This is a genomic window from Modestobacter sp. VKM Ac-2985 (assembly GCF_026967925.1).
Lineage (GTDB): Bacteria > Actinomycetota > Actinomycetes > Mycobacteriales > Geodermatophilaceae > Modestobacter.
Genome location: NZ_JAPVBI010000003.1, coordinates 1,228,919 through 1,254,324 on the forward strand (window position 1 = coordinate 1,228,919; position 25,406 = coordinate 1,254,324).

A 25,406-nucleotide genomic window follows, 5' to 3' on the forward strand; every position below is an offset into this window, starting at 1 on the left:
ACGGCCCCTCCCGGGCCGGGCAGCGCGGCCACAACCGCCCCCGACCGTCCTCAGGCGGCGCTGATCCCCTCGCCCTCGGCTGACTGGACCTGCTCGACCCGGTCCTCGGTCGCCAGCCTGGTGAGCTCGGCACCCGCCTCGGCGTCGCGGGTCAGGTTCTCCCCCGTCGTCGGGTCGAAGACGTGCACCTTGCGGCTGTCCAGCCAGAACTCCGCGTCCCGGCCCTCCCGGATCCGGCTGGTCGCGTCGATCGACACGATCGCCTGGGTGCGCAGCTCCTCGGAGTCCAGCTCCCTGGACAGCTCCCGCAGCTGGGTGCGGATCTCGTCCGGCGCCTCGTACGGGATGTAGGCGAACTGGGAGTCGCCCAGCCACTCGGTGACGTCCACCCGGGCGGTGAACACCGAGCCGACCGGCCGCTTCGCCTCGTCGACCAGGGACGCGTCCTCGAAGTACTCCGGCCGGATGCCGACCAGCAGCAGGTCGCGCCCGGCGACCGCCGCCGCCCGGCGCTCGTCCAGCTCGATGTCCCCGAACGGCGTGGCCAGTCGGGAGCCGTCGAGCTGCCCCGGCAGGAAGTTCATCGGCGGCGAGCCGATGAAGCCCGCGACGAAGAGGTTCACCGGCTGCTCGTACAGCTCCCGCGGGGAGGCGACCTGCTGGATCTCGCCCTTGCGCAGCACGCAGACCCGGTCGCCCAGCGTCATCGCCTCCGTCTGGTCGTGGGTGACGTAGACGGTGGTGATGCCCAGCCGGCGCTGCAGCCGGGAGATCTCGGTGCGCATCTGGCCGCGGAGCTTGGCGTCGAGGTTCGACAGCGGCTCGTCGAAGAGGAACGCCTCGGCCTGGCGCACGATCGCCCGGCCCATCGCCACCCGCTGGCGCTGACCGCCGGAGAGGTTGGCCGGCTTGCGCTCCAGGTGCTCGTGCAGCTCGAGGACGTCGGCCGCCTCGTTCACCCGACGGGTCACCTCCCCGTCGTCCACCTTGGCCAGCCGCAGCGGGAAGGCGATGTTCTCGAACACGGTCAGGTGCGGGTAGAGCGCGTAGTTCTGGAAGACCATCGACAGGTTGCGCTCCCGCGGTGCCTTGTCGTTGACCCGGGTGCCGCCGATCACCATGTCGCCGCTGGTGATGTCCTCCAGCCCGACGATCATCCGCAGCAGCGTCGACTTCCCGCAGCCGGACGGGCCGACGAGGATCATGAACTCCCCCTCGTCGATGTCCAGGCTGACGTCGTTCACCGCCGGGAAGCCGTCGTCGTACTTCTTGACGATGTTCTTCATCTCGATCGAGGCCATCAGTTCGTCCCTCTCGTGATCAGCATGGGCGGGCGTCAGCCCTTGACGGCGCCGTTGGTGAGGCCGGCGACGATGCGCCGCTGGAAGAGCAGCACCAGGACGACGACCGGGATGGTCACGATCACCGCGGCTGCGGCGATCGCACCGGTCGGGTCCTCGAACTGGGAGGCGCCGGAGAACAGGCCCAGCGCCGCGGGCACGGGTCGCGCCGCCTCCGTGGAGGTCAGCGAGATGCCGTAGACGAAGTCGTTCCAGGCGATGAAGAAGGCGATGATCGCCGTGGTGAAGACACCCGGCGCGGCCAGCGGGACGATCACCTTGCGGAACGCCTGCCAGGTGGTGGCGCCGTCGACCTGCGCGGCCTGCTCCATCTCCCAGGGGATCTCCCGGAAGAACGCCGACATCGTCCAGATGGAGATCGGCAGCGTCAGCGAGAGGTAGGGGATGATCAGCCCGGGCCAGGTGTCGTAGAGCCCGACGTTGCGCCACAGGTTGAACAGCGGCGTGACGATCGAGATCACCGGGAAGATCGCCACCGCGAGCGCCGTCCCGAGGATGAACTTCTTCCCCGGGAAGTCGAGCCGGGCGATCGCGTACGCCGCGAACATGGCCAGCAGGCACGAGATCGCCGTGGCGATCAGGCAGATGCCGAACGAGTTGCGCAGCGCCGGCAGGAACAGGTCACTCGCCCCACCGGTGATGATCAGGGAGTAGTTCTCCCACGTCGGCGCCCCGGGGAGGAAGTTGCCGTTGTTCAGGGCGCTGGGCGCCTTGAACGACAACGACACGATCCAGGCGATCGGGAACAGCGCGTAGATGACGATCGCCACCCCGGCGACGCCCCACCAGGCCTTCTCCTTGCCCGACATCAGTTGTCACCCCTCGTCTGGGACAGGTCGACCTTGAAGCCCTTGATGAAGCTCATCGCGATGATCACGACCGCCAGGAACAGCAGCACCGAGACCGCCGACCCCAACCCGATCTCCAGCCGCGAGATGGTCTGCCGGTAGGCCAGGAAGGAGACCGACTCGGTCGCGTTCGCCCCGCCGGTCATGATGAAGATGCTGTCGAAGACCCGGAACGCGTCCAGGGTGCGGAACAGCAGGGCCACCATGATCGCGGCCTTCATGTTGGGCAGGGTGACCTTGCGCATCCGCTGCCACCAGCTCGCCCCGTCGACCTTCGCCGCCTCCTGCAGCACCTCCGGCACCTGGGCGAGCCCGGCCAGCAGGAGCAGCGAGATGAAGGGCGTGGTCTTCCAGATCTCGGCCAGGCAGATCACCAGCAGCGAGGTCCAGGTGTCGCCGAACCAGTCGGTGTCCGCGCCGATGCCCGGCACCCAGCCGAACCAGCTGTTCACGAACCCGGTCTGGATGTCGAAGGCGAACTGCCAGGCGAAGGCCGACACCACGGTGATGACCGCGTAGGGGATGAGGATCGCGGCCCGCAGCACCGGCCGGATCGTGCTGAGCGCCTTGGCCATCACCATGGCCAGGGCGAAGCCGAGCACCAGCTCCACGGCCACGGTGACCAGGGTGATGAACCCGGTGACCAGCAACGACCGCCACCACAGCCAGTCGGAGAGGATCACCCCGTAGTTCGACAGCCCGGTGAACGACCGGTTGTCCGGGTCGGTCAACCGGAAGTCGAACAGCGAGTCGTAGAACGCCTGGGCGATCGGGTAGGCGGTCACCAGCAGCATGACCAGCAGGGCGGGCCCGGCCAGCAGCCAGCCGAGCTTCCGCTCGCTCTTGGCCCGGTCGCTGGTCTTGGGGTCGGGGGCGGAGACCGGTTGCGTCTTCTCCGACGGGGGGAGCGTCGTGGTGCTCACCGGATCAACCCTCCGTCGGTCGAGGACGACGCGGGCGCCCGCATCACGTGCTCGGTCACAGCAACTGCTCCTTCCGCAGCACAGCGTTGATCAGCTCGGTGGCCTGCTCCGGGGTCTGCTCGGGGTCGACCGACGACGGCGGGTGGTAGACGCGCTGGATCCCACCGGAGACCTCGCTGTAGTACGGCGTCTGCGGCCGGGGCGCCGCCAGCTCGAGGGACTCCCGGATGGTCGGGGCCATCGGGAACTGCTCGAGCACCTCCGGGTCGTCGTAGACCGCGGTGTCGGAGGCCGGGTTGCCGTTGGAGACGAAGTAGTAGGCCTGGTTCTCCGTGGAGGTGATGCACTCGGTCGCAGCGAAGGCGAGGTCGGGGTGCTCGCTGAACGCACCGACGCCGAGGTTGATCCCGCCGTAGGGCGGCGCTGCGGGGGTGTCGGCGTCCACCCGCGGGTAGATCGTCCAGCCGTAGTCCTCAGGGACCGAGGGGTCCATCGTCCCTTCCTCCACGGCAGCCAGGGCGCGGGGGTAGATGAACGGGTAGTTGACGTTGAACCCACCCTCGGGGCTCTCGAACGCCGTCGCGGTGGAGTCCTCGTTCGCCGTCGACAAGGCCGGCCCGGCCGTGCCACTGGTCGCGATCATGCGCATCACCTCGGCGGCGCGGATCCCGGCCTCGGACGTCAGCCCCAACTCGATCTCCGAGGGGTCGGTCGAGTTGTCCTCGATGATCGCCCCACCGGCTGACTCGATGAGGGCGTTGAACCAGACGGTGAGCGCCTCGGCGCGGATCCCCTGCACCCCGACCTGCACGTCCTGCTCCTGGGCGGCCTGCACGATCTCGTCCCAGGTGACCGGCTGGCTCATGTCCAGCCCGGCGGCCTCCGCGACCGACTCGCGGTACCAGAGCAGCTGGGTGTTGGCCCAGAACGGGACGGCGACCAGCTCGTCGTTCCAGGTGGAGCCCTGGATCGCGCTCTCCACCACGTCCTCGGTGACCCGGTCGGCGACGTCCTCGGGCACCGGGGCGAGGAAACCGGCCTCGGCGAACTCCGGGATGAACGGTGGGTCCAGGCTCAGCAGATCGATCGAGGAGTCGTTGGCCGCGAGCCGCCGGATCAGCTGCTCCCGCTGCTGCGACGCCTCGCGCGGCAGCACCGCCGTCTCGATCACGTACTGGCCGTCGGCGTCCTCGGTGCACCGGGCGGCGATCTCGGCCTGACCGCCGGAGTCGGGGTTGGTGTACCAGGTGAGCGTCGGCACGCCCCCCTCGTCGCTGCCGCAGGCCGCGAGCACGGAGCTCAGCAGGCCGGCCGCGGCGGCACCGGCGACCGCCCGCCGCCGCCTGCGGGAGTGGGACGGACCGGCTCGACCGGTCCGCATGCTGTCGTCTCCGACCCTGCTGACGTCCGGCACCGAGCCACCACCTCCATCGCCTCCAGCGACGTGTGTGGTCGCTGTGGACTTCGGAGAGTGGCCTTGGTCACATCGACTGTCAACTGCAACGAGATCTTGCCGCGACCTCCCGCCGGACTTCCCGACGGGAGGACCTCAGCGGGGGTCGGACCGGTGCGCCATCACCGACGGTGTGGTCAGCTGGACCGGCATGCGCGGCAGGACGTTCTGGACGTAGGACCGCACCGCAGCCCAGGTCCCGACGTCGAACCCGGCTCCCTCGGACAGGAACCAGCGGTGCTCCAGCACCTCGTGGAACACCTCGGCCGGCTCCAGCCGACCGGCCAGCTCGTCGGGGACCGCGCCCACCACCGGCAGGTAGACCTCGGTCAGCCAGCGGTGACCGGCGACGGTCTCCGGCACCGGGCGGCCACTCCGCTGCTCCAGGTAGGCGCGATAGGACCACAGGTCGTTCAGCAACCGCTGCGCCTGGTTCTCCTGCACCTCCAGGCCGGTCAACCGGACGAGCTCGCGCCGGTGCTGGCCTGGCTCGGCCACCCGCGTCTCGACCCGCAACCGGGCACCGTCCCCGGAGGTGACCAGCTCGATCTCACCGACGTCGAACCCGAGGTCGGTGATCCGCTGCAGCCGCTCGGCGACCCGGATCGCCTGCTCGTCGGTGCGGAAGACCTCCTCCCGGGTCACCTCCTCCCACAGCGCCTCGTACCGGACCGGCAGGCTGTCGGCGATCTCGATCGGGTCGATCTCCGGCGGGAGCAGCTCGCCGGACTGCAGGTCCATCAGCTCGGCACCGACCCGCTCCCGGGCCAGGTCGACGTCGTAGGCCCGCTTGCGCGCCGACAGCGTGGGGTGGCGCTCGGCGGTCTCCGCGTCGACCAGGTACGCGGTGAAGGTCCCCGCGTCCAGCCGGAAGAGCGTGTTGGACAGCGAGCAGTCGCCCCAGTAGACGCCGGCCAGGTGCAGCCGGACCAGCAGCTCCACCAGGGTGTCCAGCAGCTTCATCGGGTCGTCGGCGGCGCGCGGGCCGGAGAACAGGTACCGGTAGGACATCGAGTACTCGAGGTAGCGGGTGACCAGGACGGCCTGCTGGTCGTCGGGCCGGTCGACGCAGATGCCCAGCACCGACACCGACGGCAGCCCCTCCCCCTCGAACTCGGCGAGCAGCGCGTACTCGTGCCGGGCCAGCGGCTCGGCGATCTCCTTCAGTGCGTAGACCCGGCCCTCCGAGACGGTGAACCGGACGACGTGCCGGGAGATGCCCCGCTGCGGCACCTCGAGCAGCAGGGACTCGTCCCACTCCTCCAGCGGCTGGTGCCACGGCAGGGACAGCAGGCCGGCGGCCTCGGTGGCCGGGGGCCGGAACAGGTACCGCATCACGCGCTCCGCTGGTGGTCTGGCACGGGTCCGACTCTGGCTGGCCGGCCGCCACGATGTCACGTGACCGGGTCGACGGCCCCCTGTGGCGGCTGGACGGCACACGGCCGTCCCGGTCCGCGGGGACCGGGACGGCCGTGGTCGAGGCGCGGGGGTCAGCCGACGAGCTGACCGGTGACGACGGCGGCCTGCGCGGCCCGCTCCTGCACCGTGCCCGGCTGCAGCACCAGGCCCAGCAGCCAGCGACACACCAGCTCGGCCTCCGGGCGGGAGATGCGCAGCGCCGAGCCGAGGGTGACGACGACGTCGCCCCAGCGGTCGGCGTCCAGCGCCATCATCTGCACCAGGGTCTCCGGCTCGGTCTCGGCCAGCCGGCGCAGCACGGGGTGCCCGCCGACCTCCTCGGCCAGCGCGGGGACGGCGACGGTCAACGGGAGCTCGGCGGCGAGCGCGGCCAGCCGGTCCAGCTCGAAGGCGATCAGTGCGTGCGCCACGTCGTCCTTGGTGCGGAAGTGGTTGTACAGCGTGGCCTTGGCGACCCCGGCGGCGGCGGCGACGTGCTGCATCGTGGTCTTCCGGACCCCGCGCTCGGCGAAGGCCGCGCGCGCCCCGGTGAGCAGTCCGCGCCGGGTGCGGCTCATCGGCACCCCGGCGCGCGCGGGACGACGGGAGTCCTGACGCGGGGTCGTGGGGCGCGGGGCCGGGACGGCGACGGCCAGCGACGGCACCGGCGCGGTCAGGTGGTGGCCGGGGGCGGGCGGCTGCAGCAGCGCAGCCCCCATCGGCACGGGCGTCGTCAGGTGCTGCCCGCCCGCGGCGGCGGCCTCGGCGGCCGCGGACTCGGCGGCGTCGGCCTCCAGCACGGTGACCCCGCCCCGGCCGGTGACGGTGGGCACCGGGAGCGAGGGGTGCTGCGGCAGCGGGGGTCGGGATCCTGGGGAAGACATGGACACTTTGTGCCCGTTCCGTCGCACTGGGTCAAGGAGGTGGACCCTGAGCGCCGTTCGTGTCGCGCTCACCGGTCCGTCTGGACGGATCCAGGCCCCGGTGGACGCCGGGGTGGTCCTCGCCTACGCGGCGAGCGAGACAGCCCTGCGCGCGCGGGCGGCCGCGCGGGCCGCCTGGCCACTGCCCACGAGGGCCAGGGCCGGCTCGGCGACCGGCGTCTCGGCAGCGGCCTGCTCGGCGGGCGCATCGGCAGCCGCCGCGGACGCGGCCTCGTCGTCGCCCGGACGGGCGACCGCGACCGGACGGACCGGGCGACCGGCCGGCTCGGTGAGCCGCATCTCCAGGCTCACCTCGGCCAGCAGGTCGGCCAGTTCCACGTCCAGGGCGTCGCAGATGGAGGCCAGCAGCTCCGAGGACGCCTCCTTCTGGCCGCGCTCGACCTCCGAGAGGTAGCCCAGGCTCACGCGGGCTGCGCCGGAGACGTCACGCAGCGTCCGCCGCTGGCGCAGCCGGTGGCCCCGCAGGGTGTTCCCCAGCTGGGTGCGCAGCAGCGTCATGGCCGTCTCCTGTCCACTCTGACGAGCAGGTCGAACGAGCAGCGCCGCTGGCCCGGTCGGCCGGGAGACGCCGTGTGCTCACCGTACGCGGCGATGACCCGGGTCACCGTGCCGGTGGAGGTCCGTCCGCTCATGGCGTAACGCTCCCGCCGTCCCCCGGCTTCCCGGGGACCGCGTGCTCGGCCAGCCGGCCCAGCAGCCGCACCATCGCCTCCTGTACCGCCCCGGCGCGGACCGCGCCGCGGTCGCCGGGGAGGTCGAGCTCGTGGACGACGGTGACCAGCCCGTCGCTGAGGCCGAGGTACACCCGGCCCGGGGCGTGCCCGTCGACCGGGTCGGGGCCGGCCACCCCGGTGAGGCCGACGCCCCAGGTGGCGGCGCAGCGGCTGCGGATCCCCTCGGCCAGCGCCGCCGCGGACGGCTCGCTCACCGGCCCCGAGGCGGCCAGCAGCGCCGGGGCGACCCCGGCCAGCGTCGTCTTCAGGTCGGTGGCGTACACGACGACCCCACCGCGCAGGGTGGCGCTGGCGCCGGGCACCGCGGCGAGGGTGGCGCAGAACAGGCCGGCGGTGAGCGACTCGGCGGCCGCGACCGTCTCACCGCGGGCCAGCAGCGCCTCGTGCAGCTGCTGCGCGGCCTCGGGCAGGCCGGGTGTGCTCATGCCGCGGTGTCCCGGCGGCCCTCACCGGCGCCGGGCTCGCCGCCTGCCCCCGCCCGCCGGGTCGCCGCCGCCCGCATGGCGCGTGCACTGGTCCGCCGCAGCTTCACGGCCCGGTAGACGTAGTCGACGCCGGTGGCGACGGTCAGCACCAGAGCCGCGGCCATCACCCACCAGCGGGCCGTCCCGAACAGCCCGTCGATCGGCAGGATGTACATCCCGATGGCCAGCGACTGGAGCACGGTCTTGGCCTTGCCACCGCGGCTGGCGGCGATCACGCCGTGCCGGATGACCCAGAAGCGCAGCAGGGTGACCCCCACCTCGCGGACCACGATGGTCAGCGTCACCCACCACGGGAGCAGCGCCAGCACCGACAGGCCGATCAGTGCGGTGCCGGTGAGCGCCTTGTCGGCGATCGGGTCGGCGAGCTTGCCGAACTCGGTGACCTGGTTCGTGCGGCGGGCGATCATGCCGTCCAGCTGGTCGGTGACGATCGCCAGGACGAAGAAGAGGGTGGCCCAGCCGCGGCGCACGTCGTCCGCCCCGCCGTCGGACAGGAGCAGCAGCGCGAACAGCGGGACGACCGCCAGCCGCAGCATGGTCAGCGCGTTGGGCAGGTTGAGCAGCCGGGCGCTCTGCGGCGGCGTCGCCGCCGGGTCGACCGGCCCCCCTGGTACCACCGCGCCCATCGGGTCAGACCCCGGCTGGTTCGGCGAGCGTCGGCAACCCGTGCACGGGCAGCAGCGCCCGGGCGACCAGGTCGACGCCCTCGGTGTCGACCACCTCGGCCTGCACCAGCTGGCCGGCGACCGCGCCGGCGGGCACACCGGAGATGGTCGTCGTGCCGTCGGCGTCGGGGTCCTGGTGCGCGGCGTGACCGGCCCAGGTGCCGGGCTCCTCGTCGTCGGACAGGTCCTCGGTGAGCAGCACCTCCACGGTGCTGCCGATCCGCTCCTCGGCGCGCTGGGCGGTCAGCTCCTCGACCAGGTCGGTGATCCGTCGCACCCGGGCGTCGATCTCCACCTGGTCGAGCTTGCCGGGCAGTCCGAGCGCCTCGGTGCCGTCCTCGTCGGAGTAGCCGAACACACCGACGGCGTCCAGCCGCCCCTCGGTGAGGAAGCGCTCGAGCTCGGCGACGTCGTCCTCGGTCTCGCCGGGGAACCCGAGGATGACGTTGGTGCGGAAGCCCGCACCGGGCGCCAGGGCCCGGGCCCGCTCGATGATGCCGAGGAAGTCCTCGGTGCCGCCGAAGCGCCTCATGCGGCGCAGCAGGGTCGGCGAGGAGTGCTGGAACGACAGGTCGAAGTAGGGGGCGATCCCCGGGGTCGCGGCGATCACCTCGAGCAGTCCCGGCCGCAGCTCGGCCGGCTGCAGGTAGGCCACGCGCACCCGGTCGATCCCGTCGACGGCGGCCAGCTGGGGCAGCAGCTTCTCCAGCGAGCGGAGGTCGCCGACGTCCTTGCCGTAGGAGGTGGAGTTCTCGCTCACCAGGACGATCTCGGTCACCCCCTGGGAGGCCAGCCACTGCGCCTCGCCGAGCACCTCACCGGCCGGCCGGGAGACGAACGAGCCACGGAAGGTGGGGATGGCGCAGAAGGCGCAGCGCCGGTCGCAGCCGGAGGCGATCTTCAGCGCCGCGGACGGGCCGCTGGCCAGCCGCTTGCGACGCAGCCAGTCGTGGCCGGGGATGGCCGGGGCGTCGGGGGCCTGCGTCGCCGCGGTCCGCTGCACCGGGCTGATCGGCAGCAGCGTGCGCCGGTCCTTCGGGGTGTGCGGGACCAGCGGCCGGCCGGTGAGCACGTCGTCCAGCCGGTCGCCGATGGCGCCGTAGTCGTCGAAGCCCAGCACGGTGGCCTCGGGCAGCGCACCGGCCAGCTCGGCGCCGTACCGCTCGGCCATGCAGCCGACGGCGATCACCTCGGCACCGGAGTCGGTGGCGGCGAGGATCGCGTCGACCGAGTCCTTCTTCGCGCTCTCGATGAAGCCGCAGGTGTTCACCAGCACGGCATCGGCGGCCTCGCCGTCGGCGACCAGTTCGTAGCCGTCGCCGGCCAGGCGACCGGCGAGCTCCTCGGAGTCCACCTCGTTGCGGGCGCAGCCGAGGGTGACGACGGCAACGCGCCGCGGAGCGGGACCGGCGGGCTGCCCTTCGGGGGAGGTCATGGGTCTGGGCAGGGCTGGCACTGGTCCATCGTAGGCGACGGACGGGCTGCGCCCCGATCCTCGCGTGACCCTGCCGGAGGCCGGCAGGCCTCTCGTCAGCCCTCTCCGCCGCGCAGGGTGAACATGACCGACTCCAGCTCGTCCGGCTTGACCAGCACGTCCCGGGCCTTGGAGCCCTCCGAGGGCCCGACGATGCCGCGGCTCTCCATCAGGTCCATCAGCCGGCCCGCCTTGGCGAAGCCCACCCGCAGCTTGCGCTGCAGCATCGAGGTGGAGCCGAACTGGCTGGTGACGACGAGCTCGACGGCCTGGACCAGCAGTTCCAGGTCGTTGCCGATGTCCTCGTCGATCTCCTTCTTCTCCCCCGCCGCGGCGGTGAAGACCTCCTCGCGGTACTCCGGCTCGGCCTGCCGCTTGGTGAACTCGACGACCGCCTCGATCTCGGCATCGGAGACGTAGGCGCCCTGGACGCGGATCGGCTTGCCGGCGCCGATCGGCAGGAAGAGCGCGTCGCCCATGCCGATCAGCTTCTCCGCGCCGGGCTGGTCGAGGATGACCCGGCTGTCGGTGAGGCTGGAGGTGGAGAAGGCCAGCCGGGAGGGGACGTTGGCCTTGATCAGGCCGGTGACGACGTCGACCGAGGGGCGCTGGGTGGCCAGCACCAGGTGGATGCCGGCGGCGCGGGCCTTCTGGGTGATCCGGACGATCGACTCCTCGACGTCCCGCGGCGCGACCATCATCAGGTCGGCGAGCTCGTCGACGATGGTGAGGATGTAGGGGTAGGGCTGGTACACCCGCTCGCTGCCCGGCGGGGTGGTGATCTCCCCCCGCTCGACCTTCCGGTTGAAGTCGTCGATGTGCCGCACCCCGGTGGCGCGCATGTCCTGGTAGCGCTGCTCCATCTCCTCCACCAGCCAGGCCAGCGCGGTGGCGGCCTTCTTGGGGTCGGTGATGATCGGCGTGATCAGGTGCGGGATGCCGTCGTAGGGCGTCAGCTCGACCATCTTCGGGTCGACCAGGATCATCCGCAGCTGGTCGGGTGTCGCCCGCAGCAGCAACGAGGTCAGCAGCGAGTTGATGCAGCTGGACTTGCCGGCGCCGGTGGCACCGGCCACCAGCAGGTGCGGCATCTTCGCCAGGTTCGCGCAGACGAAGCCGCCCTCGATGTCCTTGCCCAGGCCCACCAGCATCGGGTGCGGGTCCTGCTTGGCCACCTGGGAGCGCATGACGTCGCCCAGGCTCACCGTCTCGCGGTCGGTGTTGGGCACCTCGACGCCCACCGCCGACTTGCCCGGGATGGGCGCGAGGATGCGGATGTTGTCGTTGGCGACGGCGTAGGCGAGGTTCTTGGTCAGCGCGGTGATCTTCTCGACCTTGACCGCGTTGCCCAGCTCGATCTCGTAGCGGGTCACCGTCGGGCCGCGGGTGTAGCTGGTGACCGCGGCGTCGATGTTGAACTGCTCGAGCACCCCGGTGATCGCCTCGATGGCGACGTCGTTGGCCTTGGACTTGGCCCGCGGCGGGGTGCCGGCGCGCAGCACGCTCACCGAGGGCAGCGTGTAGGCGCCCTCGACCGGCTGGATCCGGAGCTGCTCGGGCTCCTCGATCGGAGGCAGGTCCTCCGGCGGGGCCGTGCGGTCGATGATCGCCGGCCGGCGGACCGGCACGGGCTCGGGGGCCGGCTCGTGGACGACGGCATCCGGGGCGTCGTCCAGTGCGGCGGTGTCCACGACCCCGGTGTCCAGGGTGTCCTCGACCGCTGGGGCCTTGCGGCTCCTGCGCACCCGCGGGACCGGCTCGGTCGCCGGCTCCTCGTCCTGGTACTCGTCGTAGTCGTCGTACTCCTCGTCGCCGTCCCGGCCCAGCTGCCGGTCGGCCCACGCCCGCAGGCGTTCGGGCACCTGGTGCACCGGCGTGGCGGTGACCACGAGCACCCCGAAGAACGCGAGCAGGACCAGCAGCAGCACGGTGACGATCGGACCGACCCCGGCGGTCAACGGCATGCCGACCGCCCACCCGAGCAGGCCGCCGGCGCCGGTCCGCTCGTCCGGCTCGGCGTCCGGCCCGACGACGTGGGCCACGCCGACGACGGCGGCGATCACGCTCAGCCAGCCGATCATCAGCCGCCCGCGCGACTCCGGGTGCGGGGGGTGCCGCAGCAGCCGCAGCGCGACCAGGAACAGCACGACCGGCAGCCCGACGGTCAGGGCACCGATCGTCCACTCGACCCCGGTGGCCAGACCGGCGCCGACCGGACCGATGCCGTTGGTCCAGACGGCCGCTCCCAGCACGATCGCCAAGCCCAGGACGGCGAGCCCGACGCCGTCCCGGCGGTGCTCGGGACCCAGCGGCTCGGCCTCCGCCGGCCGCGCCACCGAGCGCGCCACGCCGCCGGCGCCGCGGGCCAGCAGGCCCCAGGCACCGGTCGCGCCGCGCCAGAGGCTCCCGGCGAGCGTGCCCTGCTTCTTCTTCGGCGCCGGCCGGCGGGCCGCGGTCGCCCCGCGCTTGGCCGGGGCACGCTTCTTGGCTGCGGTGCTGCCCGAGCGCGGGCGTGCGGAGGCGCTCCCGCGCGCGGGCGCCCGGTTCGACGTCGACGCGCGAGCAGGCATGCGTCAGACGGTAATCGCCGATGCCGGTACCGGGGCCCATCCAGCGCCGCGTGTCCGGCTCGGGCTCAGCCGACACCCAGCTCGTCGGCTGGCTAGCGTGACCGGGGTGACCGCTCCCGAGCAGACCCTCCCCCACGGCAGCTGGCCCACGCCGATCACCTCCGAGCTCGTCGTGCGCGCCGCCGCCCGGCTCGGCGAGGTCGTCGTGGACGGCTCCGGAGACGACGCTGACGTCTGGTGGGCCGAGGGCCGCCCCAGCGAGGGCGGCCGCACCGTGCTGGTCCGCCGCACGCCGGACGGGACGACGACCGACCTGCTCCCCTCCCCTTGGAACGCCCGCACCCGGGTGCACGAGTACGGCGGCGGCGCCTGGACCGTCGCCGCCGGCACCGTGTGGTTCACCGGCTTCGCCGACCAGCGGCTGTACCGGGTGGCGCCGGGCAGCAGCGAACCGGTCGCGGTGACCCCTGAGCCGGAGGTCCCCGCCGGCGTCCGGTTCGCCGACCTGCACGCCGACGGCGACGGCGTCCTGGCGGTGCGGGAGACCCACACGGCCTCCGGCCTGGCCGCCGAGGTCGTCAACGAGGTGGTCCGGGTCGACGCCGACGGGACCGTGGAGGTGCTGGTGAGCGGGCCGGACTTCGTCTCGGACCCGCGGCGGGCCCCCGACGGCGTCACGCTCGCCTGGCTGCAGTGGGACCACCCGGACATGCCCTGGGACGCCGCCCGGCTCGTGGTCCGGGCCACCGACGGCACCGAGCACGTGCTGGCCGGTGGTCCCGGCGAGTCCGTCGTCCAGCCGGTCTGGGGTGCGGACCTGTCCCTGTGGTGGCTCGGTGACCGCACCGACGTCTGGTCGCTGTACCGGCGCCGGCCGCACGGCGAGGTCGAGCTGGTGTTCGACGCCGGCAGCGACATCGCCGGGCCGCAGTGGGTCTTCGGGCAGAGCCGGTTCGACCTGCTGGACGACGGCCGGGTCGTGCTCGCCTACGGCCGGGACGGCGCCGACCGCCTCGCCGTGCTCGACCCCGACGGCACGGCGCGCGAGCTCGACCTGCCGTACTCGGCCTTCGGTCAGGTGCGCGGCGCCTCCGACAGCCTCGTCTGCGTGGCCGGCGGTCCGGCGTCCGAGACGGTCGTCCTGCGGGTCGGTCTCGACGGTGCCCCCGAGGTGCTCCGCCCGGCCCGCGACCTCGGCCTGGACCCAACCTGGTTCTCCCGCCCCCAGCACGTCACCTTCCCCACCGAGCCCGGGCCCAGCGGGGTCGCCGAGGCCCACGCGCTGGTCTACCCGCCGACCAACCCCCGGGTCACCGGCCCGGACGGCGAGCTGCCGCCGCTCCTGGTGCTGGTGCACGGCGGGCCCACCGCCGCCGCCCGGTCGGTGCTGGACCTCGGCGTCCAGTACTGGACCTCCCGCGGGTTCGCCGTCGCCGACGTCGACTACCGCGGCTCCACCGGCTACGGCCGGCGCTACCGGGAGGCGCTGAAGGGGCAGTGGGGGGTGGCCGACCTGGACGACGTCGTCGCCTGCGCCCGGTACCTCTCCTCCGGCGACGGCCCCGCCGGGCTGCAGGTCGACCCGGCGCGGCTGGCGATCCGCGGCGGCTCCGCCGGCGGGTACACCACGCTGGCTGCGCTGACCTTCCGCCCGGGCGTCTTCGCCGCCGGGGCCAGCCACTACGGCGTCGCCGACCTGGCCGCGCTGGCCGCCGACACGCACAAGTTCGAGTCCCGCTACCTCGACGGGCTGATCGCCCCCTGGCCCGCCGGCGCCGGGGTCTACGCCGAGCGCTCGCCCATCAACGCCACCGACGCGCTGGACACCCCGCTGGCGGTCTTCCAGGGCGACGAGGACCGGGTGGTCCCGCCGGAGCAGGCGGAGATGATGGTGTCGGCCCTGCGGGCGAAGGGCGTGCCGCACGCCTACGTGCTCTTCCCCGGTGAGCAGCACGGCTTCCGCAAGGCGGAGAACATCCGCACCGCGCTGGACGGTGAGCTGTCCTTCTACGCCCAGGTGCTGGGCTTCTCCCTCCCCGCCGAGGAGGGGATCACCCCGATCGAGGTCGTGCGCCCGTAGCCCGTCGACCGCGCCGGTGAACCGATCCGGCTCCGGCGCCGTACACACCCGGGAGGACGTCCGACGATCGGGAGGTACGGCATGGTGCGGCAGCTGCGAGCGGTCCAGACCTCCGCCCTGGACGTCCCGGCCGCCTACGCCGCGCACGGGCCGGAGCTCTACCGCTTCGCCCTGCGTCACCTCGGCGACCAGGGCGCCGCCCAGGACGTCGTGCAGGAGGTCTTCCTGCGGGCCTGGCGGGCAGGGGGTTCCTTCGACCCCGGGCTGGCCAGCCTGCGCACCTGGCTGTTCGCCATCGCGCGCAACCTGCTGGTCGACGAGGTGCGGCGGGGTGCGGCCCGGCCCTGGCAGCGCGAGCTCACCGACGGCACCCGGCACGACGGCCCCGGCCCACCCGGCCCGGCCCTGGACGAGCGCCTGGTCGACGCCTGGGTGGTCGAGGAGGCGTTGCGGCGGATCGGGGCCGAGCACCGGGCCGCGATCGTGGAGACCCACCTGCGCGGTCGACCGCACGCGGAGGTCGCCGCGGAGCTCGGCGTCCCGGTGGGCACACTGCGCAGCCGGGTGTTCTACGGCATGAAGGCACTGCGCCTGGCGATGGAGGAGATGGGGGTGCAACCGTGAGCGAGGAGCAGGCCCACCGGGCACTGCGCGAGGAGCTCGGCGTGTACGCCCTGGGCGCGGGCAGCCCGGACGAGCGGGCCGTGGTGCGGGCGCACCTGGAGGGGTGCGCCGCCTGCCGCGCCGAGCTGGCCGAGCTGGCCCCGATCGCCGCCCGGCTCGCCGACGTCGACCCCGACCGGCTGGCGGAGGACCCCGCTCCCCCGCCCGGGCTCGGCGACGCCGTCCTGGCCCGGATCGCGGCGGAGGGTGCGCGCCCCGAGCGCGACCGGGCGGCGCGGCGCCGGCGGACCCGGCTCGGCGCCGGTGCGGTGGTGCTGGCGACGGCCGCGGCGGCCTTCGTCGTCGGCTGGCTGGTCCGGCCGGTCCCGCCCCCACCGCCGCTGGAGCGCGTCGCCGTCCAGGTCGTCGCCCCGGACATCACCGCGACCGCGGACGTGGTGCCGCACACCTGGGGGGTGGAGGTGAAGCTCTCCGGCGCCGGCTTCACCGCCGGGGAGGTCTACCGGGTCAGCGTCCTCGAGGACGACGGGGACGAGGCACCGGCCGGCGCCTTCCTCGGCATCGGCCCGGCGGAGCTGGACTGCAACCTCAACTCCGCGGTGCTGCGGCCGGACGCCGAGGGCTTCGTGGTCGTCGACGCCCGGGGCGACGTCGTCCTCCGCTCGGTCTTCTGAGCCGCCGGTGAACGCGGCGGCACCGGGCTGCGTAGACCCGGTTGTCCGATCCCGAGACCGCAGGAGCCAGCCATGACCCGCACCCGCACAGCCCGCGCCGCCGTCGTCGCCGGGGCGATGGGCGTCGTCGCCCTCGCCGGAACCGGCACCGCCTCCGCCGAGACGGAGGTGGCCGAGCCGGCCACGTTCACCAGCGCGTTCACCGCGATGGCCACGCCGGACGGGGTGGTCAACACCGACGGGGTGCCCACCCCGGGCGAGCCCGGCGCCTCCGGCAGCTTCATGTACCGGATCAACTCCGACCTCGAGATCATCTGCTACGACATCACCCTCACCGGGGTGACCCCGCCGTACCAGAGCCCGGCGAAGACCTCGACGCACATCCACGAGGCTGCGGCCGGCGAGTCCGGTCCGCCGCGGATCGCGCTGCCCGACCCGGTCGAGGACGGCAGCGGGGACCTGGTGAGCAGCGGCTGCCTGCAGGGCCCGTTCACCACCGGCGTCGCCCCGGACGGCACCGACACCGGCAGCGGGTTCTCCCTCGCCGAGATCGAGGCCGACCCGTCGGCGTTCGCCACCGACAACCACACGGCGGCGTTCGTCGCGGGCGCGGTGCGCGGGCAGCTGACCCAGGTGCCGATCGGCGGCATCGAGACCGGCGCCGGCGGGACGGCGGAGGACGGGACGTCCGGCGCACCGCTGGCCGCGCTCGGCGGCTCCCTCGCCCTGGCCGGGGCAGCCGCGTTCGGGCTGCACCGCCGCGCGGTCCGGGGCTGAGTCGTGCGCCTCGGACGCGGGACCCTGCTGGCCGGTTGCACGGCGCTCGCCCTCAGCGGGTGCGGCGGCCCGGCGAGCGGTCCCGTGGCCGGGGCGCCCTCCGGTTCCGTCGCACCGGCGACGAGCTCGCCGCCGGCGGTACCCGCGCCGGCGGCGGTCGGCGCCGCAGTGCTCGATCCGGCCGCGGTGCCGGAGCCGGCGTCGCTCTCGATCCCGGCCATCGGGGTCCGGCGCGACCTGATCGACCTGGGCCTGGCCGGTGACGGCACGGCCGAGGTGCCGACGGAGTTCGACGACGTGGGGTGGTTCACCGGCGGAGGCCGGCCGGGGTCACGGGGCCCGACCGTCCTCCTCGGTCACGTCGACTCCACGGCCGGGCCGGCGGTCTTCGCCGACCTGCGGAGCCTCGTACCGGGCGACGTCGTCGAGGTGACCGTCGCCGGCGGCGCCGTCGCCCGGTACGCGGTGACCGGCAGCGAGCAGGTGCCCAAGGACGAGTTCCCGACGGCGGCGGTGTTCGGCGCGACGACCGAGGACGTCCTGCGGCTGGTCACCTGCACCGGCGACTTCGACCGCGGCGCCCGCAGCTACGTCGACAACCTGGTCGTCACCGCCGAGCGCGTCGGCTGACGCGGCGACGTCGTCGTCCTCCGGTCGACTAGACCTCGAGGACGGTCGGGATGATCATCGGCCGGCGGCGGTAGGTGTCCGACACCCACTTGCCGACCGTCCGGCGGATCACCTGGGACAGCCGGTGCGCGTCGACCTGCTCGTCGGCGGCCAGGGCCCGCTTCAACTCCTCCTCGACCAGGGCGAGCGCCTCGGTGAAGGCGGCCGGATCGTCGGAGAAGCCCCGGGTCGACAGGTGCACCGGCCGGACGATGGTGCGGGTCGAGGGCTCGATGACCACGGTCAGCGCCACGAAGCCCTCGTCGCCGAGGATCCGCCGGGCCTGCAGCGACTCCTCGCCGACGTCGCCGACGTTGAGCCCGTCGACGTAGACGTTGCCGATCGGCACGCTGCCCACGATCGACGCCTTGCCGTCGACCAGGTCGACGACGACGCCGTCCTCGGCCAGCAGGATGCGGTCGCGGCTCATCCCGGTCTCCTGGGCCAGCGCGGCGTGCGCCCGCAGGTGCCGCCACTCCCCGTGCACCGGCATCAGGTACCGCGGCTTGGCCACGTTGAGCAGCGTGCGCAGCTCACCCGCCGGGGCGTGCCCGGAGACGTGCACCCGGGCGGTCTCCTTGTGCACCACGGTGGCGCCGAGCCGGGCCAGCCCGTTGATCACCTTGTACACGGCGGTCTCGTTCCCGGGCACCAGCGAGGACGCCAGGATGATCGTGTCACCGGCCTCGATGGTGACCTGGTGGTGGTCGCCGCGGGCCATCCGGCCCAGCGCCGACAGCGGCTCCCCCTGCGAGCCGGTGCTGACCAGCACCACCTGCTCCGGGGGCATCGCGGTCGCCTCGTCGAGCTTGACCATCAGCCCGGGGGCGACCCGGAGGAGGCCGAGGTCCTGGGCGACCCCCATGTTCCGGACCATCGAGCGGCCCACGAGCGCGACCTTGCGGCCGTGCTTCACCGCGCAGTCGAGCACCTGCTGGATGCGGTGCACGTGGCTGGCGAAGCTGGAGACGATCAGCCGCTGGGAGGCCCGCTCGAACACCGAGTCCAGCACCGGCCCGATGCTGCGCTCGGAGGTGACGAACCCGGGCACCTCGGCGTTGGTGGAGTCGCTGAGCAGCAGGTCGATGCCGGCGACCCCGAGCCGGGCGAAGGCCCCGAGGTCGGTCAGCACACCGTCGAGCGGCAGCTGGTCCATCTTGAAGTCGCCGGTGTGCACGAGCGTGCCCGCCGGGGTGTGCACCGCGACGGCGAGCGCGTCGGGGATGGAGTGGTTGACGCTGACGAACTCGCAGTGGAACTCACCCGCCAGGTGGTCCTCACCGGCGGCCACCTCGACGACGACCGGGTCGATCCGGTGCTCGCGCAGCTTCGCCTTGACCAGCGCGAGGGTGAACCGGGAGCCGACCAGCGGGATGTCGGCGCGCAGCCGGAGCAGGTAGGGGATCGCGCCGATGTGGTCCTCGTGCCCGTGGGTGAGGACGACGGCGGCGACATCGTCCATCCGGTGCTCGATGACCCCGAAGTCGGGCAGGATCAGGTCGACGCCGGGCTGCTCCGCCTCGGGGAACAGCACCCCGCAGTCGATGATCAGCAGCTGGCCGTCGAACTCCAGCACGGCCATGTTCCGGCCGATCTCGCCGAGACCGCCCAGCGCCATCACCCGGAGGCCACCGGCCGGCAGCGGCGGGGGCGCCTTCAGGTCCAGGTGCGGCTGCGGGGAGTTCGACGTCGTCACAGCTGGACCCCTCCGGCCGCGAGGTCCACGCGCAGCTGCGCCACCTGTTCGTCGGTGGCGTCCACGAGCGGCGGGCGCACCGGGCCGGCCGGGAGGCCCAGCTCCCGCAGCGCCGCCTTGACCATGATCGTGCCCTGGGTGCGGAAGATCCCGGTGTAGACCGGCAGCAGGCTCTCGTTGACCTCCCGCGCCCGGGCGAGGTCACCGGCCTCGACGGCGGCGATCAGCTCGGCCAGCCGGGAGCCGACCAGGTGGCCGACGACGCTCACCACGCCGACGGCGCCGACCGAGAGCAGCGGCAGGTTCAGCATGTCCTCGCCGGAGTAGTAGGCGAGGTCGGTGCGGGCGAGGGTCTGCATGAGTGCACCGAAGTCGCCCTTGGCGTCCTTCACCGCGACGATGTTCGGGTGCTCGGCGGCGCGGACCAGGGTGTCGACCTCGATCGGGACCACCGAGCGCGGCGGGATGTCGTAGAGCATCACCGGCAGGTCGGTGGAGTCGGCGACCGCGGTGAAGTGCCGGAGCAGGCCCGCCTGCGGGGGCTTGTTGTAGTACGGGGTGACGACGAGGAGGCCGTGGACGCCGAGCCGGGCCGCCGACTGGGCCTTCTCGATCGAGTGCGCGGTGTCGTTCGTGCCCACCCCGGCGACCACCATCGCCCGGTCGCCGACGGCGTCCAGCACCGCCTCGAGCACGGCGTGCTGCTCGCCGTCGCTGATGGTCGGCGACTCTCCCGTCGTCCCGAAGACGACCAGGCCGTCGTGGGACTGCCGGTCGACGAGGTGCGCAGCGAGCTCCTGGGCGCCGGCGAGGTCGATCGTGCCGTCCTCGGCGAGCGGGGTGACCATCGCCGTGAGCACACGCCCGAACGGTCGGGCGGGGTCCGTGGTCCTGGCCGGGGTCATGGCCTAGAATCTACCGGCCCGCCCCGACAGCACCGGACCGCCCTGGGGCGGTCCAGGTCTCCTGGTGCTCGGCGAGGACGCGGGCCACGGGGTCCGGGTCGCCCGCTCCCCGGACCCACTGGGTGACCCGGAAACGGAGCCCGGTCGTCGACGCGGACCAGCCCGATGCCGGCACCCGGGCACCGGGCACCCAGTCCGGGCCCGGCCGGGGCGCCCAGGTGTCACCCGGCACCTGCGCGTCGACCTCGGTGACCACCAGTTCGTCGGCATGCGGGAGGAACGCCGCGTAGACCGCCCCGCCGCCGATCACCCACAGGTCGCCGTCCAGCGCGAGCGCGTCGGGCACCGACCGGACCACCTGCATGCCCTCGGACGCCTGCACCGTCGAGCTGAGCACCACGTTGCGGCGGCCGGGCAGTGGCCGGAACCGGGGCGGCAGCGACTCCCAGGTGCGCCGGCCCATGACCACGGTCCCGCCCACGGTCAGGGCCTTGAACAGCCGCAGGTCCTCGGGCAGGTGCCAGGGCAGTGCGCCGTCGGCCCCGATGACACCGTCGGTGGCCTGGGCCCAGACCATCCGCACCGCGCGCCGCGTGGGGTCCGCTGCCGTCACACCGCCACCGCACCCCGGATCGCCGGGTGGTGCTGGTAGTCGAGGACGTGGAAGTCCTCGTAGGCGTGGTCGAACAGCGAGGGCGCCGGGTCGATCTGCAGCTGCGGGAAGGGCAGCACCTCCCGGGAGAGCTGCTCGCGCACCTGGGGCAGGTGGTTGCGGTAGATGTGGCAGTCACCGCCCACCCAGATGAAGTCCCCCGGCTCGAGCCCGACCTGCTGGGCGACCATCCGGGTCAGCAGCGCGTAGCTGGCGATGTTGAACGGCACGCCGAGGAACAGGTCGGCGCTGCGCTGGTAGAGCTGGCACGACAGCTTCCCGTCGGCGACGTGGAACTGGAACAGCGCGTGGCAGGGCGCCAGCGCCATCTCCGGCAGCGCGGCGACGTTCCAGGCCGAGACCACCATCCGCCGGGAGTCCGGGTCGGTGCGCAGCGTCTCCAGCACGGCGGAGAGCTGGTCGATCGACCCGCCGTCCGGCGTGGGCCAGGAGCGCCACTGGACGCCGTAGACCGGTCCCAGGCTGCCGTCCTCGGCCGCCCACTCGTCCCAGATCGAGACGCCGTGCTCCTTCAGCCAGCCGACGTTGCCCTCTCCGCGCAGGAACCACAGCAGTTCGTAGGCGATCGACTTGAAGTGCACCGACTTCGTCGTCACCAGCGGGAAGGAGCGGGACAGGTCGTAGCGCAGCCGCTCCCCGAACAGGCTCAAGGTCCCGGTGCCGGTGCGGTCGTCCTTCGGCGTCCCGGTCTCCAGGACTCGGCGGAGCAGGTCCTCGTACTGCGTGTCGACCTGCTGATGGACGGCCACCTCGGCCATGTCGACTCCTCGTCGCGATCGTGGGTGGGGATGGGACGGTGGCGGTCAGCCTTCGGCGACCAGCGGGCTCGCGGCGACCGCGGTGCCGTCGGAGAGCTCGCTGATCCGGAAGTCACCGAAGACGTGCGGGGCGGCGTCCTGCAGCTCGCGCAGGCAGGCGATGGCCAGCTCGCGGATCTCGACGTCGGCGTGCTCGCTGGCCCGCATGGCCACGAAGTGCCGCCAGGCCCGGTAGTTGCCGGTGACGACGATGCGCGTCTCGGTGGCGTTCGGCAGCACTGAGCGGGCCGCCTGCCGGGCCTGCTTGCGGCGCAGCGTCGCGTTGGGGACGTCGGCGAACCGCTCCTCCAGCCCCTCGAGCAGCTCGGCGTAGGCGGCCAGGGCGGCATCGGTCGCGGCGAGGAACTTCTCGTGCAGCTCCGGGTCCTCGGCGATGACCGCGGGCTCGACCACGGCGGCGTCCCGCTCGGGCACGTAGCGCTGGGACAGCTGGCTGTAGGAGAAGTGCCGGTGCCGGATGAGCTCATGGGTCAGCGACCGCGAGACGCCGGAGAGGTACATGGACACCGTGCCGTGCTCGAGCACGGACAGGTGACCGACCTCCAGGATGTGCCGGAGATATGCCTCGTTGGTCGCCGTGCTCGGGTTCGGCTTGGTCCAGGACTGGTAGCAGGCCCGTCCGGCGAACTCCGCGAGCGCCTGTCCGCCCTCGGCGTCGGTCTCCCAGGGCACGTCCGCCGGCGGCGTGAACTGCGTCTGCGCGACGACCTGCACCTTCAAGGGGGCGATGGCGGGCACCCGTCGAGGGTACGGCCCGGGCCGTTCCCACCCTGGCCACGGCACCCGACCGGTCCGCGAGATGGCCGGGACGCAGCGGCCGTGCGCACCTCATCCTGCGGTGGCGACGGCCGCGGCCGCCAGGTCGGGGGCCAGGTCACCCCGGTCGGCCACCACCACCTCGTCCAGGGCCATCCAGTCGGCCATCAGCCGGAGCTCGGCCGCCAGCGCCGCGGCGACCTCAGAGGCGTCGACCCCCGGCTCGGCGAAGGTGCCCTGCACCCGGAGCACGCCGGCCTGCCGGTCGGCCTTCAGGTCGACGCGGGCGACGAGCCGGTCGCCGAGCAGGAACGGCAGCACGTAGTAGCCGTGCACCCGCTTGGCCGCCGGCGTGTAGATCTCCAACCGGTAGCGGAAGCCGAAGATGCGCTCGACCCGGGGCCGTTCCCACACCAGTGAGTCGAACGGCGACAGCAGCGCGCGGGCGCGGATCCACCGTGGCCTCCGCGCCCGCGGATCCAGCCAGGCCGGCCGGTTCCAGCCCACCACCTCGACCGGCTGCAGCTCGCCGGCGTCGGTGAGCTCGGCGATCGCCGCCCGGGCGTCGATGGGGGCGAGCCGGAAGTAGTCCCGCAGATCTGTCTCGGTGGCCACGCCCAGCGCCCGGGCCGCGGTGCGGACCAGCTCCCGGACGGCCTCCGGCCGCTCCGGGGTCGGCGCCTGGACGACGGCGGGCGGCAGCACCCGTTCCGGGAGGTCGTAGACCCGCTCGAACCCGGCCGTGCGGCCGCGGGCGGTCAGCGCACCGGTGAAGAACAGGTACTCCAGCGCGGCCTTCCCGGCGTGCCAGTTCCACATGCTGCCCGGCCGGTTGGGTCGCTCCTCCTGCAGCTGGCTGGCCCGGATCGGCCCCTCGGCGCGCACCCGCGCCAGCAGCGCCGCCACGTACTCCGGGCGCTCCTGCTGCACCCGGGTCATCGAGCCCCATGCCTCCTGGTCGGCGGCGGCCATCCGCCAGCGCAGGTACGGGTGCAGGTGCGCCGGCAGGAACGAGGCCTCGTGCGCCCAGTACTCGACGACGTCGTGCCGCCGGTTCGACAGGGCGTCGAGGTCGCTGCGCGGGTAGGGCCCCAGGCGGCTGAAGAAGGGGAGGTAGTGCGACCGGGAGAGCACGTTCACCGAGTCGATCTGCACGACGGCCAGCCGCTCGGCGGTCCGGCGCAGCTGCCGGGTCCCGGCGATGCCGGCGGGCCGCGGCTCGGCGAACCCCTGCGCGGCCAGGGCGATCCGGCGGGCCAGCCCGGTGGGCAGCCGCTCGACGGAGGTCGTCACCCGGTCGATCCTGCCCTGCCGGTCCGACAGTCACGCCCGCACCGGTCGCCGCGCCCACCGCCTACGCTGCCCCGATGGAGCTGCCGAGGGGACGCGGCCTGTCCGGCCGCGCCGACGTGTCCGTGCGCCCGGCGACGACCGGCGACGCGGAGGCGATCGCGCGCGTCCAGGTCGTCACCTGGCGGACCGCCTACCGCGCACTCCTCCCCGAGGCGGTGCTCGACGACTGGGACGACGACGCCGCCACGACCAGTTGGCGGGCGGCGGTGACCGAGCCCCCCACGTCCGCGCACGGCGTGCTGGTCGCCGTGGACGCGGGGACCGTGGTCGGGTTCGCCGCCCACGGGCCCGCCGACGACGATGGGGTCGCCGAGATCGCCGCCCTGTTCGTCGAGCCCCGCTGGGGCCGGCGTGGCCACGGCAGTCGACTCCTCGCCGCCGTCGCGGACCTGTCCACCGAGCGCGGGGTCAGCACCCTGCACACGTGGGTCCCCGAGGCCGACGACGTGACCGCCCGGTTCCTGGAGTCGGCGGGCTGGGCACCCGACGGGTGGACCCGGACGCTGGACACCGGCGCTGCCCCGCTGACGCAGCTCCGCTGGACGACCCTGTTGGACGACGAGGAGGGAGCAGCACCGTGACGTTCTCCGGCTTCCCCGACGAGGCCCTGGTCTTCTACGAGGGTCTGGAGGCCGACAACAGCAAGACCTACTGGACTCAGCACCGGAACAGCTACGACGAGCACGTCCGGGCACCACTCCAGGCGCTGGCCGACGAGCTGGCGCCGGAGTTCGGCACGCCCAAGCTCTTCCGGCCGTACCGGGACGTGCGCTTCAGCCACGACAAGACGCCGCACAAGACACACCAGGGGGCGGTGCTCCAGCCAGACGGCGCCGGATGTGGCTCGGTGTACGTGCAGGTCTCCGCCGACGGCCTGCGGGTCGCCGGTGGGTGTTGGCGCCTGCAACCGGACCAGGTGGAACGGTACCGCCGAGCCGTTGGCGACGACCTGCAGGGCATCCGGCTCCAAGCCCTGGTGCAGGACCTGCGGGCTGCGGGCTACGAGGTGGGCGGCGATCAGCTGGTCCGGTCGCCGCGTGGTTGGCCGGCGGACCACCCGCGGATCGAGCTGCTCCGGCACAGGTCCCTGCACGGGTCCCGGCAGTGGACGCCGGCGGACTGGCTGCACACGCCCGCGGCCCGCGAGCGGGTCTGCGACGCCTGGCGGGCCTTCGCGCCGCTGAACCGGTGGCTGGACGAGAACGTCGGGGCCACCACCGCCCCACCGGACCGCCGCCGGTGACCCTTGCGTCACGTGACGCACACTGTCGAGGCGTCTCGTTCTGCAGGGAGGTCGTCGACCAGAGAACCCGGCCCAGCTGGCGACGAGCTTCCGCACCCGGTGACACGGGATCCAGTCCTGCGGCGAGTGCACTCCTGTGCAGGCCGGCGAATTGGTCCGGAAATGCAGGAACGGGGCCACAGCCGTAGCTGTGACCCCGTCCTGGGAGTTATGTCCGGCGGCGTCCTACTCTCCCACCCGGTCCCCCGGGCAGTACCATCGGCGCTGAAAGGCTTAGCTTCCG

24 protein-coding genes and 1 rRNA gene are annotated in these 25,406 nt (G+C 73.2%); 7 read left to right on the forward strand and 18 right to left on the reverse strand.

The features are described 5' to 3' along the window. Positions 1-50 precede the first annotated feature (50 nt). From O2V61_RS21740 to O2V61_RS21790, 11 genes are all read right to left on the reverse strand, one after another. Positions 51-1,301, reverse strand: a complete 1,251-nt coding sequence (locus O2V61_RS21740; protein WP_269185352.1) for an ABC transporter ATP-binding protein — start codon at positions 1,299-1,301, stop codon at positions 51-53. A 35-nt stretch (positions 1,302-1,336) separates the two neighbouring features. Continuing rightward, positions 1,337-2,170 (reverse strand): carbohydrate ABC transporter permease, encoded by an 834-nt coding sequence (locus O2V61_RS21745; RefSeq protein ID WP_269185353.1) that lies wholly within the window; start codon positions 2,168-2,170, stop codon positions 1,337-1,339. Then, on the reverse strand, positions 2,170-3,132 hold the full coding sequence (locus O2V61_RS21750; protein WP_269185354.1) for a carbohydrate ABC transporter permease: 963 nt from the start codon (positions 3,130-3,132) through the stop codon (positions 2,170-2,172). The genes O2V61_RS21745 and O2V61_RS21750 overlap by 1 nt, the downstream gene beginning before the upstream one ends. A 55-nt stretch (positions 3,133-3,187) precedes the next feature. After that, complete coding sequence (locus tag O2V61_RS21755; protein WP_269185355.1) at positions 3,188-4,513, reverse strand: extracellular solute-binding protein; 1,326 nt, start codon at positions 4,511-4,513, stop codon at positions 3,188-3,190. 168 nt (positions 4,514-4,681) lie between these two features. Further along, positions 4,682-5,920, reverse strand: a complete 1,239-nt coding sequence (locus O2V61_RS21760) for a DUF4032 domain-containing protein (RefSeq protein WP_269185356.1) — start codon at positions 5,918-5,920, stop codon at positions 4,682-4,684. A gap of 155 nt (positions 5,921-6,075) precedes the next feature. Further along, the gene (locus O2V61_RS21765; protein ID WP_269185357.1) at positions 6,076-6,867 is read right to left on the reverse strand and encodes a TetR/AcrR family transcriptional regulator; all 792 of its coding nucleotides are present in this window, start codon (positions 6,865-6,867) and stop codon (positions 6,076-6,078) included. A 123-nt stretch (positions 6,868-6,990) separates the two neighbouring features. Further along, positions 6,991-7,425, reverse strand: coding sequence for a helix-turn-helix domain-containing protein (locus tag O2V61_RS21770; protein WP_269185358.1), 435 nt, complete (start codon positions 7,423-7,425; stop codon positions 6,991-6,993). Positions 7,426-7,555: 130 nt separating this feature from the next. Further along, a complete protein-coding gene (locus O2V61_RS21775; protein ID WP_269185359.1) occupies positions 7,556-8,086 on the reverse strand; it encodes a CinA family protein in 531 nt (176 codons plus the stop codon). Then, complete coding sequence (gene pgsA / locus O2V61_RS21780) at positions 8,083-8,772, reverse strand: CDP-diacylglycerol--glycerol-3-phosphate 3-phosphatidyltransferase (RefSeq protein WP_269185360.1); 690 nt, start codon at positions 8,770-8,772, stop codon at positions 8,083-8,085. Before pgsA ends, O2V61_RS21775 begins: the two co-directional genes overlap by 4 nt. 4 nt (positions 8,773-8,776) lie before the next feature. Further along, positions 8,777-10,246: a 30S ribosomal protein S12 methylthiotransferase RimO gene (gene rimO / locus O2V61_RS21785; RefSeq protein WP_269185361.1), complete on the reverse strand. Its 1,470-nt coding sequence runs from the start codon at positions 10,244-10,246 to the stop codon at positions 8,777-8,779. A 95-nt stretch (positions 10,247-10,341) separates the two neighbouring features. Beyond that, complete coding sequence (locus O2V61_RS21790) at positions 10,342-12,855, reverse strand: FtsK/SpoIIIE family DNA translocase (protein WP_269185362.1); 2,514 nt, start codon at positions 12,853-12,855, stop codon at positions 10,342-10,344. 106 nt (positions 12,856-12,961) lie between these two features. Here O2V61_RS21790 and O2V61_RS21795 point away from each other — a divergent pair, with 106 nt between their 5' ends. From O2V61_RS21795 to O2V61_RS21815, 5 genes are all read left to right on the forward strand, one after another. Further along, positions 12,962-14,935 carry a S9 family peptidase gene (locus O2V61_RS21795; protein ID WP_269185363.1) on the forward strand — a complete coding sequence of 658 codons (1,974 nt, stop codon included), beginning with the start codon at positions 12,962-12,964 and terminating at the stop codon, positions 14,933-14,935. A gap of 81 nt (positions 14,936-15,016) precedes the next feature. Beyond that, positions 15,017-15,559, forward strand: a complete 543-nt coding sequence (locus tag O2V61_RS21800; protein WP_269185364.1) for a sigma-70 family RNA polymerase sigma factor — start codon at positions 15,017-15,019, stop codon at positions 15,557-15,559. Continuing rightward, positions 15,556-16,233 carry an anti-sigma factor family protein gene (locus O2V61_RS21805; RefSeq protein WP_269185365.1) on the forward strand — a complete coding sequence of 226 codons (678 nt, stop codon included), beginning with the start codon at positions 15,556-15,558 and terminating at the stop codon, positions 16,231-16,233. Before O2V61_RS21800 ends, O2V61_RS21805 begins: the two co-directional genes overlap by 4 nt. 72 nt (positions 16,234-16,305) lie before the next feature. Next, the gene (locus O2V61_RS21810) at positions 16,306-17,010 is read left to right on the forward strand and encodes a CHRD domain-containing protein (protein WP_269185366.1); all 705 of its coding nucleotides are present in this window, start codon (positions 16,306-16,308) and stop codon (positions 17,008-17,010) included. An 84-nt stretch (positions 17,011-17,094) separates the two neighbouring features. Further along, positions 17,095-17,640, forward strand: a complete 546-nt coding sequence (locus tag O2V61_RS21815) for a class F sortase (protein WP_269185367.1) — start codon at positions 17,095-17,097, stop codon at positions 17,638-17,640. A gap of 28 nt (positions 17,641-17,668) precedes the next feature. On the opposite strand, the gene O2V61_RS21820 is transcribed toward O2V61_RS21815, so the two are convergent. The 6 genes from O2V61_RS21820 to O2V61_RS21845 form a co-directional block, all read right to left on the reverse strand. Further along, positions 17,669-19,375, reverse strand: coding sequence for a ribonuclease J (locus O2V61_RS21820; protein ID WP_269185368.1), 1,707 nt, complete (start codon positions 19,373-19,375; stop codon positions 17,669-17,671). After that, positions 19,372-20,280, reverse strand: coding sequence for a 4-hydroxy-tetrahydrodipicolinate synthase (dapA, locus tag O2V61_RS21825; RefSeq protein WP_269185369.1), 909 nt, complete (start codon positions 20,278-20,280; stop codon positions 19,372-19,374). The genes O2V61_RS21820 and dapA overlap by 4 nt, the downstream gene beginning before the upstream one ends. A 10-nt stretch (positions 20,281-20,290) precedes the next feature. After that, positions 20,291-20,893, reverse strand: coding sequence for a dihydrofolate reductase (locus O2V61_RS21830; protein ID WP_269185370.1), 603 nt, complete (start codon positions 20,891-20,893; stop codon positions 20,291-20,293). Beyond that, a complete protein-coding gene (locus tag O2V61_RS21835; RefSeq protein ID WP_269185371.1) occupies positions 20,890-21,711 on the reverse strand; it encodes a thymidylate synthase in 822 nt (273 codons plus the stop codon). Before O2V61_RS21835 ends, O2V61_RS21830 begins: the two co-directional genes overlap by 4 nt. Positions 21,712-21,756: 45 nt before the next feature. After that, the gene (gene thyX / locus O2V61_RS21840) at positions 21,757-22,509 is read right to left on the reverse strand and encodes an FAD-dependent thymidylate synthase (protein ID WP_269185372.1); all 753 of its coding nucleotides are present in this window, start codon (positions 22,507-22,509) and stop codon (positions 21,757-21,759) included. A 90-nt stretch (positions 22,510-22,599) separates the two neighbouring features. After that, positions 22,600-23,820, reverse strand: a complete 1,221-nt coding sequence (locus O2V61_RS21845; RefSeq protein ID WP_269185373.1) for a winged helix-turn-helix domain-containing protein — start codon at positions 23,818-23,820, stop codon at positions 22,600-22,602. A gap of 74 nt (positions 23,821-23,894) precedes the next feature. Here O2V61_RS21845 and O2V61_RS21850 point away from each other — a divergent pair, with 74 nt between their 5' ends. Then, positions 23,895-24,461: a GNAT family N-acetyltransferase gene (locus O2V61_RS21850; protein WP_269185374.1), complete on the forward strand. Its 567-nt coding sequence runs from the start codon at positions 23,895-23,897 to the stop codon at positions 24,459-24,461. Next, positions 24,458-25,123 carry a DUF2461 domain-containing protein gene (locus O2V61_RS21855; RefSeq protein WP_269185375.1) on the forward strand — a complete coding sequence of 222 codons (666 nt, stop codon included), beginning with the start codon at positions 24,458-24,460 and terminating at the stop codon, positions 25,121-25,123. The genes O2V61_RS21850 and O2V61_RS21855 overlap by 4 nt, the downstream gene beginning before the upstream one ends. 212 nt (positions 25,124-25,335) lie before the next feature. Here the strand turns inward: O2V61_RS21855 and rrf are convergent. Further along, positions 25,336-25,406, reverse strand: a 5S ribosomal RNA gene (gene rrf, locus O2V61_RS22455); the annotation flags it as partial.